Origin of the sequence: Caballeronia sp. SL2Y3, from assembly GCF_022879575.1 — a bacterium.
GTDB lineage: Bacteria > Pseudomonadota > Gammaproteobacteria > Burkholderiales > Burkholderiaceae > Caballeronia.
In genome coordinates this window covers 888,260-900,975 of record NZ_CP084261.1, presented here as the reverse complement: position 1 = coordinate 900,975, position 12,716 = coordinate 888,260, and the positions used below count along the sequence as shown (strand labels likewise).

Annotated in this window: 17 protein-coding genes; 10 read left to right on the top strand and 7 right to left on the bottom strand. The window is 64.7% G+C overall.

Annotated elements, in window-relative coordinates; all coding sequences use genetic code 11:
- Positions 1-25: 25 nt before the first annotated feature.
- Together LDZ26_RS17480 and LDZ26_RS17475 are read right to left on the bottom strand one after the other, a co-directional pair.
- Entirely contained in the window at positions 26-625 is a 600-nt protein-coding gene (locus LDZ26_RS17480) for a short chain dehydrogenase (protein ID WP_244849420.1), read from the bottom strand.
- An 88-nt stretch (positions 626-713) separates the two neighbouring features.
- Positions 714-1,181: a hypothetical protein gene (locus tag LDZ26_RS17475; protein ID WP_244849419.1), complete on the bottom strand. Its 468-nt coding sequence runs from the start codon at positions 1,179-1,181 to the stop codon at positions 714-716.
- A 160-nt stretch (positions 1,182-1,341) separates the two neighbouring features.
- Between LDZ26_RS17475 and LDZ26_RS17470 the strand changes: the two genes are divergently transcribed.
- On the top strand, positions 1,342-1,494 hold the full coding sequence (locus LDZ26_RS17470) for a hypothetical protein (protein ID WP_244849418.1): 153 nt from the start codon (positions 1,342-1,344) through the stop codon (positions 1,492-1,494).
- Positions 1,495-1,552: 58 nt separating this feature from the next.
- Here LDZ26_RS17470 and LDZ26_RS17465 read toward each other — a convergent pair whose 3' ends face one another.
- Complete coding sequence (locus LDZ26_RS17465) at positions 1,553-2,155, bottom strand: DUF3005 domain-containing protein (protein ID WP_244849417.1); 603 nt, start codon at positions 2,153-2,155, stop codon at positions 1,553-1,555.
- Between the two features lie 284 nt (positions 2,156-2,439).
- On the opposite strand from LDZ26_RS17465, the gene LDZ26_RS17460 reads away from it, so the two are divergent.
- Together LDZ26_RS17460 and epsC are read left to right on the top strand one after the other, a co-directional pair.
- On the top strand, positions 2,440-2,673 hold the full coding sequence (locus LDZ26_RS17460) for a hypothetical protein (protein WP_175942044.1): 234 nt from the start codon (positions 2,440-2,442) through the stop codon (positions 2,671-2,673).
- 165 nt (positions 2,674-2,838) lie between these two features.
- The gene (gene epsC / locus LDZ26_RS17455) at positions 2,839-3,834 is read left to right on the top strand and encodes a serine O-acetyltransferase EpsC (protein WP_244849416.1); all 996 of its coding nucleotides are present in this window, start codon (positions 2,839-2,841) and stop codon (positions 3,832-3,834) included.
- A gap of 48 nt (positions 3,835-3,882) precedes the next feature.
- Here the strand turns inward: epsC and folE are convergent, their stop codons facing one another.
- From folE to LDZ26_RS17440, 3 genes are all read right to left on the bottom strand, one after another.
- Positions 3,883-4,533, bottom strand: a complete 651-nt coding sequence (gene folE / locus LDZ26_RS17450) for a GTP cyclohydrolase I FolE (protein ID WP_244849415.1) — start codon at positions 4,531-4,533, stop codon at positions 3,883-3,885.
- A gap of 113 nt (positions 4,534-4,646) precedes the next feature.
- Positions 4,647-5,099, bottom strand: coding sequence for a VOC family protein (locus LDZ26_RS17445; RefSeq protein ID WP_244849414.1), 453 nt, complete (start codon positions 5,097-5,099; stop codon positions 4,647-4,649).
- Positions 5,100-5,122: 23 nt separating this feature from the next.
- Complete coding sequence (locus LDZ26_RS17440) at positions 5,123-5,545, bottom strand: nuclear transport factor 2 family protein (protein WP_244849413.1); 423 nt, start codon at positions 5,543-5,545, stop codon at positions 5,123-5,125.
- Between the two features lie 114 nt (positions 5,546-5,659).
- On the opposite strand from LDZ26_RS17440, the gene LDZ26_RS17435 reads away from it, so the two are divergent.
- From LDZ26_RS17435 to LDZ26_RS17415, 5 genes are all read left to right on the top strand, one after another.
- On the top strand, positions 5,660-6,295 hold the full coding sequence (locus LDZ26_RS17435; RefSeq protein WP_244849412.1) for a TetR/AcrR family transcriptional regulator: 636 nt from the start codon (positions 5,660-5,662) through the stop codon (positions 6,293-6,295).
- Between the two features lie 136 nt (positions 6,296-6,431).
- Complete coding sequence (locus LDZ26_RS17430) at positions 6,432-8,309, top strand: ABC transporter permease (RefSeq protein ID WP_244849411.1); 1,878 nt, start codon at positions 6,432-6,434, stop codon at positions 8,307-8,309.
- Positions 8,306-9,091 (top strand): ABC transporter ATP-binding protein, encoded by a 786-nt coding sequence (locus tag LDZ26_RS17425; RefSeq protein WP_244849410.1) that lies wholly within the window; start codon positions 8,306-8,308, stop codon positions 9,089-9,091. Before LDZ26_RS17430 ends, LDZ26_RS17425 begins: the two co-directional genes overlap by 4 nt.
- Positions 9,088-9,795 carry an ABC transporter ATP-binding protein gene (locus LDZ26_RS17420; RefSeq protein WP_244849409.1) on the top strand — a complete coding sequence of 236 codons (708 nt, stop codon included), beginning with the start codon at positions 9,088-9,090 and terminating at the stop codon, positions 9,793-9,795. Before LDZ26_RS17425 ends, LDZ26_RS17420 begins: the two co-directional genes overlap by 4 nt.
- Before the next feature lie 32 nt (positions 9,796-9,827).
- Complete coding sequence (locus LDZ26_RS17415) at positions 9,828-11,033, top strand: ABC transporter substrate-binding protein (RefSeq protein ID WP_244849408.1); 1,206 nt, start codon at positions 9,828-9,830, stop codon at positions 11,031-11,033.
- Here LDZ26_RS17415 and LDZ26_RS17410 read toward each other — a convergent pair whose 3' ends face one another.
- Entirely contained in the window at positions 11,034-11,612 is a 579-nt protein-coding gene (locus LDZ26_RS17410; RefSeq protein WP_370650697.1) for a DNA-3-methyladenine glycosylase, read from the bottom strand.
- Positions 11,613-11,652: 40 nt separating this feature from the next.
- Here LDZ26_RS17410 and LDZ26_RS17405 point away from each other — a divergent pair, with 40 nt between their 5' ends.
- Positions 11,653-12,078: a low affinity iron permease family protein gene (locus LDZ26_RS17405; RefSeq protein WP_244849407.1), complete on the top strand. Its 426-nt coding sequence runs from the start codon at positions 11,653-11,655 to the stop codon at positions 12,076-12,078.
- A 115-nt stretch (positions 12,079-12,193) separates the two neighbouring features.
- Complete coding sequence (locus LDZ26_RS17400) at positions 12,194-12,697, top strand: DUF6496 domain-containing protein (protein ID WP_244849406.1); 504 nt, start codon at positions 12,194-12,196, stop codon at positions 12,695-12,697.
- Positions 12,698-12,716 lie beyond the last annotated feature (19 nt).

Genomic DNA, 12,716 nt, shown 5'->3' with positions numbered 1-12,716 from the left:
CGCCGAGCTTAAGCGAACCACGCGCTCAATGCACGGCATACACGCGGCCGGTTTCCGCGCCTTCCACGCTGCGGCTATAGGCGAGCGCCACGCGCGCGCCGCTCGCCGCCTCGAAGCCGCGAAAATACGGCCCGAAGCTCTCGCGCGCTTCTTCCAGCATGGTCGGGCTCACGGCGTTGATGCGCAGGCCGCGCGGCAGTTCGATCGCCGCGCCGCGCACGAAGCCTTCGATTGCGCCGTTGACGGCTGCCGCGCTCGCGCCTAGCCGGATCGGCTCCGCGCCGACGATGCCGCTCGTGAGCGTGAAGGAGCCGCCATCGTTCAGATAGTCGCGCGCCGTGAGCACGAGGTTGACCTGGCCCATGAGCTTGTCGTCGAGGCCCATGCGAAACTGCGCGGGTGTCATCTTGACGAGCTCGCCGAAGTGGACATGACCGGCCGTGGCGACGATCGCATCGACTCGGCCGATGGCATCGAAAAGGCGCTTGATGCTGTCCAGATCGAGCAGATCGACGCGATGGGCGCCACGCGTCGCGCCGATCTCGATGACTTCGTGACGCGGTTGGAATTCGGCGCAGACGGCCCGGCCGACCGTGCCGGTCGCGCCGATGACAGCGATTTTCATGAGCAGCCTCGCAAGCGTTGCAGTGAAAGAACGGCAACGCATTGTGCCCGCGCAAAGGCGCGCTGAAAAGCCGCTGCAGGAAGCGGCGTCACGCGGCCCGACGCGCAGGCATCGGCGAGAGCAGGAACAGCGACGCCGCGAAACGGCACGCGAGCGTCAGCCCCGACACCACGGCCGCTGCGGGGAAGACGTGCCATTGCAGCGCGAGCGTCGGCGCGACCAGCGCCACCGTGACGAAGCCGAGCGCGACGGTCAGCCAGCGCGCCCATTGCAGGCGGGAGGCGACGCACAGATACAGCAGGCCGACGAGCACACGCGACACGATGGATGCCGCGACCGGATGGCTTGCCGCATCGCCCGGAAAGCCCATGGCGAGCGCGAGCCCGAGTTCCGCCCACGACAGCGCGTACGCGGCCCCGAGGCACGCGAGCGCCGACTTGAACCGTTGCTGCGCCGCGCTGCGTTCGGGAGCGGCGGGACGCGCTTCGCGCAGCGCCTCGCCGTCGCCGGTCTCGTCCGTGGCGTTCAGGCCGTCGTAGGTCTGACTCGTGGTCATCACCTTCCCCTTTATTCGAATGTATGCGGTCCCGGATTCTTGTCTTTGGTTCGCCCGTGAAAGAGCAGAAGGCATGCCGCAATCGTTGTGCCTGCCTCTCGCCGGCTTCGGAATGATCTTTGCTGTGATGCTATCGACGTCACGACAAAAGGAGCCGACGATGAGCAACACGAAAGAGCAGAACCCGACTTCCGAGCGCGATGAAGGCACGGTCGACAAGGCCGTGGAAGACACCTTCCCGGCCAGCGATCCGCCCGCAACGGGCGGCGTGACCCGCATCGAGACGGACGACGAGAAGGACGAAAAGAAGTAAGCGAAGAGCGGGCGGCCGCGTCCTCAACGCGCGGCCGCCCGATTACTTTTGAGGCCGTTCACGACCGTTCGATCACGATCAGCCGCGACGGCCGAAAGTGGTTCAGCGCATAGTGCGTGCGTCCTTGCAGCGTATGGCCGTGCGCATCGCGCGCGACGAAGCGCAGATGTTCCTCGACGTCCGGCACCGCGGGCGCGACCATTCCCCGATCGATGACGCGATACCCGTTCGCCACCGCGAGCGCGAATCCCTTGTGCCCCGGACGGCTATCGAAACCGGCGAGGACGCCGCTCGCCTCCGGCACATGGTTCGATAGCGTGGCATTCGAGAAGATCACGGCATCGGGTTCGCGGGCGAGCATTTCCGCTTCGCGCTTCGCGTGAATGTTCTTCGCGTCGGTATCGACGGTGTCGTCGAGCGTGTCGTCGTTGAGCACATCGACGCCACGCGGCCGGCGCTGCCCGGCATCCGTCACCGCCGCCGGTGCTGCCGCTGCCGGCTCGGCTTGCGCGGGTTGCGGGCGCGCGTCGCGGCCGGACTCTGCCGCTTGCGCATCGCTCATGCGGATGTGCGCCGTCTCCGTCGACGGCGTCTTGATGGGACTGTCGGCCGCGCGGCCGGCTTGCCTGTCTTGCGGCTCGTTGGATTCGGCGTTGTTCATCTGGCGTTCCTCCTGCAAACAAAGAAGGGCTTCGGCAAAAGTCGTTCCGGTTTTTTAGCGACGGAACCGCCGCCCTCATCCGATGGACATGGTCCCGGCCACCCAAAATTTCGCGGGCGATTTTCGAGACTAAGGGCTTTCACTACCAGTATTATTTGTAGCTTGTCGCCGGCAAAGCGCAATAGGCGCGGAACGCCAACAATTCAGGAGGGCGCGTTCAGGACACCTGCCGGCGTGACAGCAATGCCATTCGAAAGAGCAGGGCACTTTAAGACGGGTGACTCATGCAACACGATGCCGCCTTTTCGCATAGAGGCTATCTGCTGAACTGCGCGCCCGCACGGACGGCAGAAGGCACGTACCAACCTTACGTGGTGATCTCGCGATCGAGCGACGGCGAACTGGTCGCGAACCGCTTCTTTCCCGCGGACCTGCGCTTTCGCAGCGAGGACGAGGCCATCGCGCACGCGCGCGACTGGGCCGTGCGCTGGATCGACGCGAGTCACGTCACGGTCTAGCGCCGGGAGCCGCGCCCATGATTCGCAAACGATTGCGCGCAACCTATGCTGGACGTGGGCCGCGCGCGTTGCGGCACGGTCGGTCGAAACCGGGTACTCTTGGCGTTCGTCCGCCGCGCCGGCCACGGCGGTTGTCACCATCGCTCAGAGATTGATACGCAGAACATGGCTTCGCCCAGCAGATCCGTGCCGCCCGGCACTTCGCCCGAATCATCCGGTGCCGTCACCGCTCCCGCACCGCGCGAATGGGGCTTGTCGCGCATCGTGGCGGAGTTGCGCGAGTCGCGCGAACAACTGCATCGCACGCGGCATCCGCTCGGCATCCGCGAGCTGCCGTCGCGCGACGCCATCGTGAAGATCGTCAACGGGCTGCGCTCCGCGCTCTTTCCGACGCATTACGGCACGCCCGATCTCACTGACGAAAGCGTGGACTACTACGTCGGCCAGACGCTCGAAACCACGTTGCGTCTGCTGCACGAGCAGATTCGCCGCGCCTTGCGCTTTCTGCCGGAACATCGCGAGACGAGCGACGCCGACCTGAGCGCGAAGGCGTTCGAAACCGCGCGGGAGTTCGGCGCGCAACTGCCCGCCATCCGGGCCCTGCTGGTGTCGGACATTCTGGCTGCGTTTTCTGGCGATCCGGCCGCGCAGCACATCACCGAGATTCTGCTGTGCTATCCCGGCGTGTGGGCCATGATGCATCATCGGCTCGCGCATGCGCTGCACCGTCTGGGCGTGCCGCTGCTCGCGCGCTTCATCAACGAGATCGCGCATTCGCTGACGGGCATCGACATTCACCCGGGCGCGACCATCGGCCCGAGCTTTTTCATCGATCACGGCACGGGCGTGGTGATCGGCGAGACGGCGGTCATCGGCGAGCGCGTGCGCGTTTATCAGGCCGTGACGCTCGGCGCGAAGAGCTTTCCCGCCGGTGGGGACGGCATGCTCGTGAAGGGCAATGCGCGGCATCCTATCGTCGAGGACGATGTCGTGATCTACGCGGGCGCGACCATTCTCGGGCGCGTCACCATCGGCAAAGGCTCGGTGATCGGCGGCAACGTCTGGTTGACGCACAGCGTTCCGCCGGGGAGCAACGTGTCGCAAGGCAAGGTGCGCGAAGGCACGGGCGCCGATGCGCCGCGCAACGGCTTCGGCGCATGAAAAGCAAAAGGGCCGCGGCGCGGCCCTTTTGCTTTTTCGTTAGCCTCTTCAGGTATTCGACACGCTGAAGCCGGACGGCTGCCCGACGATGGCGAGAAATTCGCGCCGCGTGGAAGGATCGTCGCGGAACGAGCCGAGCATGCGCGAGGTCACCATCGAGACGCCCGCCTTATGCACGCCGCGCGTGGACATGCACTGGTGCGCGGCTTCGAGAATCACGCCGACGCCGAGCGGTTGCAGCACTTCTTCGAGCGTATCGGCGATCTGCGCGGTCATCTTCTCCTGAATCTGCAGGCGCTTGGCGAAAGCATCGACCAGACGCGCGAGCTTGGAAATGCCGACGACGCGCTTGTTCGGCAGATAGGCGACGTGCGCGCGGCCGATGATCGGCACCATGTGATGCTCGCAATAGCTCTCGAAGCGAATGTCCTTGAGCACGATCATCTCGTCGTAGCCCTGCACTTCGGAGAACGTGCGCGCGAGAATCTCGTGCGGGTTCTGCGCGTAACCGGCGAAGAACTCCTCGTAGGAACGGACGACGCGCGCCGGCGTGTCGAGAAGACCTTCGCGGCGCGGATCGTCGCCGGCCCAGCGCAGGAGCACGCGCACGGCGGCTTCGGCTTCCTCGCGCGTCGGACGATCGGCTGATTCAGCGGGCATGTCCGAGCCGGTGAGATGATGGGTGTGCGGGGCGCTCATGAAAGCTCCTGTCGGTCTGTGTTCGGATATCAGCCGACATTGTTCCACGTTTTCGAATGCCCTTATGCGCGTCAGGTGTTTCAGGCTGTTACGCCCCGCATTCCCGCCAACCTTCAGGCGGGCTGGTGCTCCACGCCGCCCAGCACCATCCACGACACGCCGAACATGTCCTGAACCATGCCGAAGCGTTTCGCGAAAAAGGTCTGCGTCATCGGCATCTGAACCTGTCCGCCCTTGGCGAGCGCATTGAAGTACTTCTCGGCCTGCTGCTCGTCGTTTGCCGTGAGCGAGAGTGACACGCCCTGAAAATTCGGCTTGCCGCTGCACATGCCGTCGGACGCCATCACCGTTGAATCGCCGATGGTGAATGCCGTATGCATGATCTTGTCTTCGGAACCGGGCGGCATGCTGCAGCCACTCGCCGCCTGGCTATCTCCTTGCTTGCCTGCGTCGGGATTGTCGCGGTAACGCATGGTCATCAGCACCTGCGCGCCCAGATGCTCGCGATAAAACGACACGGCTTCTTCGCAGCGGCCTTCGAAAAACAGATACGGTTGCACTGTCATGTCTGCTCCTTGGGTGAGGACGGTCAGGATGCTTCGTCGGGGTCCATGTCCATCATGAGCGGCACGGACGCGTGTTCGTGCACCACGCGCCAGTCGCCGCCGATCTTCCGGAAACACACGGTCGCGCGCACGATGTCGTCGCGTCCGCCCGCCGCCACGCGATTGAGCGAGTGCGCATACGCCAGCTCGCCGCTGACCGCGATATGCATCTCCACGATGTCGAACGCGAGCGGGCCGCTGATGCTGTCGAACCAGCGTTGCCAGTTGTCGCGATAACGCTCCACGCCGGTTATCGAAGCGGGCGGCACGACGTCGAACACGACGACATCGGGCGCGTAATGGGCGACGAGCGCCGCTGCGTCCTTTGCCAGCACGGCTTGCCGCCAGGCTTCCGTCAGTCCGCGAATACGCGCTTCGTCACGCGCACGGTCGTTCTCGTCGTTCATGTTCGCTCCAGGCGACGGGCAGGTCTCACTTGTGTACAGCGTCCACAAAAAATAGCAGAGATAATGGACAGTGTCCACATAGGACCGTCACCGTCGGAGATAACAAGAAATCCCATGACAAAAGCCAGGCCGCGAAACACTTACAGACACGGCGACCTTCGGCGCGCGCTCATCGACGCGGGCATTCAGCTCGCCCGCGAAGGCGGCCCCGATGCCATCGTGTTGCGCGAAGCAACGCGCCGTGCGGGCGTCGTGCCGAACGCGGCGTACCGGCACTTCGAGAACAGGGACGCGCTGTTGTCCGAGGTGCGCTCGGCGGCGCTGTCGTCGGTGGCCGAGGCGATGGAAGAAGAACTGGCCGCGCGCCCGAAGAAGCGCCGTCGCGCCGATGCCGCCCGTGCGGGACTGCGCGCGGTCGGCGCGGGCTATTTGCGCTTCGCGCAAGCGGAAACGGGTTTGTTTCGCACCGCGTTCGCGGCGGCCCAGGCGGAATGGAGAGAGCACGATGAACCGTACGGAGCAGGACCGAGCGGTCTGGACCCGTTCCAGCTTTTGAGCCGCGCGCTCGATGACATGGTGGAAGCAGGCGCGCTCGATGCGCGGCGTCGGCCCGACGCGGAATATCTCGCGTGGAGCGCGGTGCACGGCTTTGCGCTGCTGCTGATCGAAGGACCGCTGCAAGGGCTGGGCGCGGAGTCGGTCGAGCCGCTTGCCGCGCGGCTTCTGTCGATGGTCGAAAACGGCTTGTGACGCTAGAAGCGGAGCCGTCACGGGCCAGTTTTTGTCGCAAAGGGAAGAGGGCGCGTAATTAACCGATAATGTCGCCTCGTCGCCGCTTGCTCCCTTAGCCGTCAACCGTTCAGCAATCAAGCTCGTCACGCGCCCGATGTTCGCCAACCTGCTCGTTCAACTCGTCAATGGCCTGGCCGATGCCTGCGCGCTCTTTCTCGTCGCCTCGGGACTGTCGCTGATCTTCGGCGTCACGCGCATCGTCAACTTCGCGCACGGCTCGCTGTACATGGTGGGCGTCTATGTCGCCTATAGCCTGACGAGCCGGTTCGGGGCGAGCGTCATGGGGTTCTGGGCGTCGATTGTCGGCGCGGCGCTGATCGTCGGCGCATTGGGCGCGATCATCGAAGTCAGCGTGCTCAGGCGTATCTATCGCGCGCCGGAGCTTTTTCATTTACTCGCGACGTTCGCGCTCGTGCTGATATTGCGCGACGCCGCGCTCTACCTATGGGGACCGGACGACCTGTTCGGGCCGCGCGCGCCGCATCTCGCAGGCGCCGTGTCATTGCTCGGACATGCGTTGCCCGTCTATGACCTCGTGCTGATCGTCGCCGGTCCGCTCGTGCTGGGCGTGCTCTGGTACGCGCTCACTCGAACGCGCTGGGGCACGCTGGTGCGGGCCGCGAGTTCCGATCGCGAAATGCTCGGCGCGCTGGGCGTGAATCAGGCGTGGCTCTTCACCAGTGTCTTCTTCGCGGGCGCATGCCTCGCCGGCCTCGGCGGCGCGCTGCAAATACCGAGGATGCCGGCGAATCTCTCGCTCGATATCGACACCATCGGCAATGCGTTCGTGGTCGTCGTCGTCGGCGGCATGGGCTCGATTCCGGGCGCATTCGTCGCGGCATTGTTGATCGCGGAGATCAAGGCGCTGTGCATCGGCATCGGGCAAGTGTCGGTGTTCGGTATCGCGTTCTCGCTGTCGAAGTTCACGCTGGTCGCCGAATTCGTGTTGATGGCTGTCGTATTGGTGTTTCGTCCGTGGGGCTTGTTCGGGCGCGCGCAGACCGTTGCACGAACCGCCGCGCCCGCCGACAGGCCGCTTTCACCGGCAACGGGCCGCGTCAAGCTCGGCTGGGCCGTCGTGGTCTTGCTGCTCGCGCTCGCGCCTTTGGCAGCCGGCGTGTTCCCGTATCTGCCCGTGTTGCTCGTCGAAATCCTGATCGCCGTTCTGTTCGCCGCGAGCCTGCATTTCATCATGGGGCCGGGCGGCATGCATTCGTTCGGACATGCGGCTTATTTCGGGCTGGGCGCTTATGGCGCGGCGCTTTTTCTGAAGGCGTTGGCCTTGCCGATGGAAGCGGCGCTCGCGCTCGGGCCGCTCGTTGCGGGCATCGGCGCGATCGTCTTTGGATGGTTCTGCGTGCGGCTATCCGGTGTTTATCTTGCGATGCTGACGCTCGCGTTCGCGCAGATCGTGTGGTCGATCGTCTATCAATGGGATGCGGTCACGGGCGGCAGCAACGGCCTTCTCGGCATGTGGCCGTCGCCGTGGCTGTCATCGCCCGTTGCGTATTACTACCTCACGCTCGTTGCCGCGATAGTCGGCGTGTGGCTCTTGCGACGACTGCTCTTCGCGCCGCTCGGATTCGCGATGCGCGCGGGCCGCGACTCGCCGTTGCGCGCGGAAGCCATCGGCATCGATGTCGCCCGCGTGCAATGGATCGCCTTCGTCGCGGCTGCGCTCGTATGCGGGCTGGCCGGCTCGCTATACGCATTCTCCAAAGGCAACATCTCGCCGGAAGCCATCAGCGTCGGTCGCTCCGTGGACGGTCTCGTGATGGTGCTGCTCGGCGGCATTCAGACGCTCGCGGGACCCATCGTCGGCGCGGCGGTGTTCACGTGGCTGCAAGACACGGTCGCGCGGCAGACCGACTATTGGCAGGCGTTGCTCGGGGCCGCCATTCTCGTGCTGGTCGTGGCGTTTCCGCAAGGCATCGCAGGCTTCGTGCGTGACCGGTTCACGGAGGCGCAATGACGCTCCTGCGCATCGACAAGCTGTCCAAGTCCTTCGACGGCGTGAAGGCCGTCGACGACGTGTCGTTCTCCGTCGAGGCAGGGCAACTGCTCGCGTTGATCGGCCCTAACGGAGCCGGCAAGTCGACGTGCTTCAACATGATCAACGGGCAACTCGAGCCCACGTCGGGCAGCATCCATCTGGACGGCCACGACATCACGGGAAAACGTCCGCGCGATATCTGGCGGCTGGGCGTCGGCAGGACGTTTCAGGTGGCCGCTACGTTCAATTCGATGACGGTGCTCGAAAACATGCAGATGGCGTTGCTCTCGCACGAGCGGCGCGCGTTCGGCTTTTTCTCGCGCGTGGCGTCATCGAACGAAGACGAAGCCATGGCCTTGCTCGATCTCGTCGGCATGGCGGCGCACGCGCGGCGCAGTTGCGCAGTGCTCGCTTACGGCGACGTCAAGCGCGTGGAACTGGCGATGGCGCTATCCAACCGCCCCAAACTGCTGCTGATGGACGAGCCCACGGCGGGCATGGCGCCCGAGGAACGCAACGCGCTCATGGCGCTCACCGCGCGCCTTGCCAGGCAGCGCAACATGGGCGTGCTCTTCACCGAACACAGCATGGACGTGGTGTTCGAACATGCCGATACGCTCGTCGTGCTGGCGCGAGGCCAGTTGATCGCGGAAGGCGACGCCGATGCGATCCGCAACGACGCCCGCGTGCGCGAGGTTTATCTCGGCACGGGCGCATCGTATGCGCCGCGCGCCGTGTCGATCGACGGAGCCGCGCAATGACGCTCTTGCGTGTCGATGCGCTGAATGCGTTCTATGGCCGCGCGCAGATTCTGTTCGACGTCGCGCTCGAAGTCGGGCAAGGCGAGGTCGTCGCGCTGATGGGCCGCAACGGCGCGGGCAAATCCACGACCATGAAAGCCATCATGGGCCTGCTGCCGCGCGTGAGCGGCACGGTCATGTTCATGGGCGAGAACATATCGGGAATGGCGCCGTATCGCATCGCGCGACGCGGGCTCGGTTATGTGCCGGAAGATCGCCGCATCTTCGGCGACCTGACCGTCATCGAGAATCTGGAAACGGGCCGCCAGCCGCCGCGCGAAGGCGCGCCGCGATGGACGCCGGACACGCTCTTTCGCGTGTTTCCGAATCTCGGCGAAATGCGCGAGCGCCGCGCGAGCCGCATGAGCGGCGGCGAGCAACAGATGCTGACCGTGGCGCGCACGCTGATGGGCAATCCGCGCGTCGTGCTGCTCGATGAGCCATCGGAAGGCGTGGCGCCGGTCATCGTCGAGCAGATGGCCGATATGATTCTCCGGCTAAAGCGCGAAGGGCTCGCTGTTCTGCTATCGGAGCAGAACCTGCACTTCGCCGAACTCGTCAGCGACCGCGTGGTCGTGCTGGAAAAAGGCCAGGTTCGCCATGCCGGAGCGATGCAGGCGTTCGTTCGCGACGATGCCGCTCGCCGCGCTTATCTGGGCGTTTGAGCCCGAAGCATAACGTTACAGGAGAAGCATCGATGATTCATCAAGCAGGAAAAGTGCTGCGCGCGAGCGTGGCAGCGCTTGCGGCCGTCGCGGCGTGCGCCGCGCACGCGGACAGCATCAAGATCGGCGAGATCAATAGCTACAAGGCGCAGCCCGCGTTTCTCATGCCCTACAGGAACGGCTGGAATCTCGCGCTCGAACAGATCAACGCGGCAGGCGGCATCGACGGCAAGAAGCTCGAAGTCGTTTCGCGCGACGACAACGGCAATCCCGGCGATACCGTGCGCGTCGCGCAGGAACTGGTTTCGCGGGAACAGGTGAAGCTCCTGTTCGGCGGCTATCTGTCGAACACGGGCCTCGCGCTCGCGGACTACGCGAAGCAGCGCCGCATTTTCTTCCTCGCCGCCGAGCCGCTCACCGACAAGATCGTCTGGCAGGACGGCAACAAGTACACGTATCGCCTGCGGCCATCGACGTATATGCAGGTCGCCATGCTCGTCCCCGAAGCGGCCAAGCTCAAGAAGAAGCGCTGGGCGCTCGTCTATCCGAACTACGAGTACGGTCAGTCGGCCGTGGCGACATTCAAGCGCTTGCTGAAGGCCGTGCAGCCCGATGTCGAGTTCGTCGCGGAACAGGCGACGCCGCTCGGCAATGTCGATGCAGGCGCCGTCACGCAGGCGCTCGCCGATGCGAAGCCCGATGCCATCTTCAACGTGCTCTTCAGCGCCGACCTCGGCAAGTTCGTTCGCGAGGGCAATACGCGCGGGCTTTTCAAGGATCGCGCGGTGGTGTCGCTGCTGACCGGCGAGCCTGATTACCTCGATCCGCTCGGGGCGGAAGCGCCGGTCGGCTGGATCGTCACGGGCTACCCGTGGTATGCCATCGACACACCGGCTAACAAGCAGTTCGTCGCCGCTTATCAAGCGAAGTATCACGACTATCCGCGCCTGGGCTCGGTCGTCGGATATACGGCGATGATGTCGCTCGCCAATGGCCTCAGGAAAGCGGGCAGCACGGACGCGGACAAGCTCGCGGCGGCATTCAAGGGTTTGCCGGTGAACACGCCGTTCGGGCCGATCGTCTATCGCAAGCAGGACAATCAATCGACGATGGGCGCTTATGTCGGCGTCACGGCGCAGAAGGACGGCAAGGGCGTGATGACGTCGTTCCGCTATATCGACGGCGCGAGCGTCCAGCCCTCGGACGAAGAAGTGCGAAAGCTGCGCCCGGCGGACTGATTACGCCTTGGGAAAGGGCTTGCTGACGAACTTCGACCCGGCAAGCCCGAAGCGCCACGGCACATCCATCGCCTTGCTGATGCCGATGCGCGGACCCGTGACGACATCGCATGCCTCGTCGGGCGGCTGAATATCGAACGGCGCTTCGAGCAGCGACGCGCCGTTGTCCTTGTGCGTGATGCCGAGCGCCTGCGCGAGCCGCCCCGGCCCCGAACACAGCAGCTTCAGCGGTTCGACGCCGCGCCGCTCGCGCATGACGTCGATGCCGGTCAGCGGCTCGATTGCGCGGATCAGCACGCCCGCGCCGTGGCCTGCTTCGCGGCACACGAAGTTCAGGCACCAGTGAATGCCGTACGACCGATAGACGTAAGCATGCGCGGGCGGCCCGAACATGGACGCGTTGCGCGGCGTGGGGCCGGAGAACGTGTGCGAGGCGGGATCTTCGCGGTCGTACGCTTCCGTTTCGACGATGCGACCGCCGACGCCGTCCACGGTGAAGATGGCGCCGATCAGGCGGCGCGCGACTTCTTCCGATGCGGCCGAGAAGTCGATGAAGGGATGTTTGATTCTGGGGCTCACAGGCATCATTCTAATCAACGACGCTCACAGGAGACGCGTGATGAAAAAGTCTTGGTTCCTCAGATTCTCCAATGCGCTTTCGCAAATCACGGGCCGGGCATCGACGTTCGTCATCGCGGTCGTGCTGGTCATCGCGTGGGCGGTGTCCGGACCGCTCTTTCACTTCAGCGATACGTGGCAGTTGGTCATCAATACCTCGACGACTATCGTCACCTTTCTCATGGTCTTTCTGATTCAGAACACGCAGAACCGCGACACGGCGGCCATGCAGATCAAGCTCGATGAACTCATACGCGCGACGGAGCGTGCGCATAATGCGCTGCTCGATCTGGAGGAGCTGGATGAAAAGCAGTTGACCGCGTTTCGCAAGCGGTATGAGAAGCTCGCAGAAGAGGCGCGGGGCGGTATTGCGTCTTCGAGCAATGACATCGAATTGACCGGTGCGCCGGCCGAGCACGATAGATGAGAGTCCATGAAGAACGCATGACCGATGCATCTCCAAACCGCGTGACAACGGGACATGAATCGGGCACGGCCGTTGCTCGCCCCATCGACATCTCCACATCACAAGGAGCACCGACATGCCCGAGAAGAAAACCCTCGAACGCGCCGAGAAAGCCAAGCGCGCAGGGAAGTCGCCGAGCACGCAGGCGGGGGCGTTCGTGAAGGAGCAGATCGACCACGTGCGCGAAGGCAAGCACGGCGCGAAGTCGGCCAAGCAGGCCATTGCCATCGGCCTGTCGGAGGCGCGGCGCGCGGGCGTCAAGCTCAAGCCGCCGAAGAAGGGCGAAGCCTCGGAAGGCACGCGTAAGAAAGCCGCGCAGGATACGAAGGCCGCGCATCGCAAGACCAAGAGCCCGAGCACCGAGTCGAAGGCGAAGCGATCCGCCACCTCCACGCGCGTGCTCAAGCGCGAAAGCTCGAAGGCCGCGTCGCACAAGTCGCTGTCGAAGCAGGCGCACGCGAGTGCCAGCCGCCGCTCGGCCGCCGACCGCTCTGCCGCCGCCAGGAAGGGCTGGGCCACGCGACGCGCGAACGCGGCGGGCAAGAAGTCGCATTCGGCTTCGCGTCACGCATCGCGTTGAGGCGGTCTTGCGCGGGCCC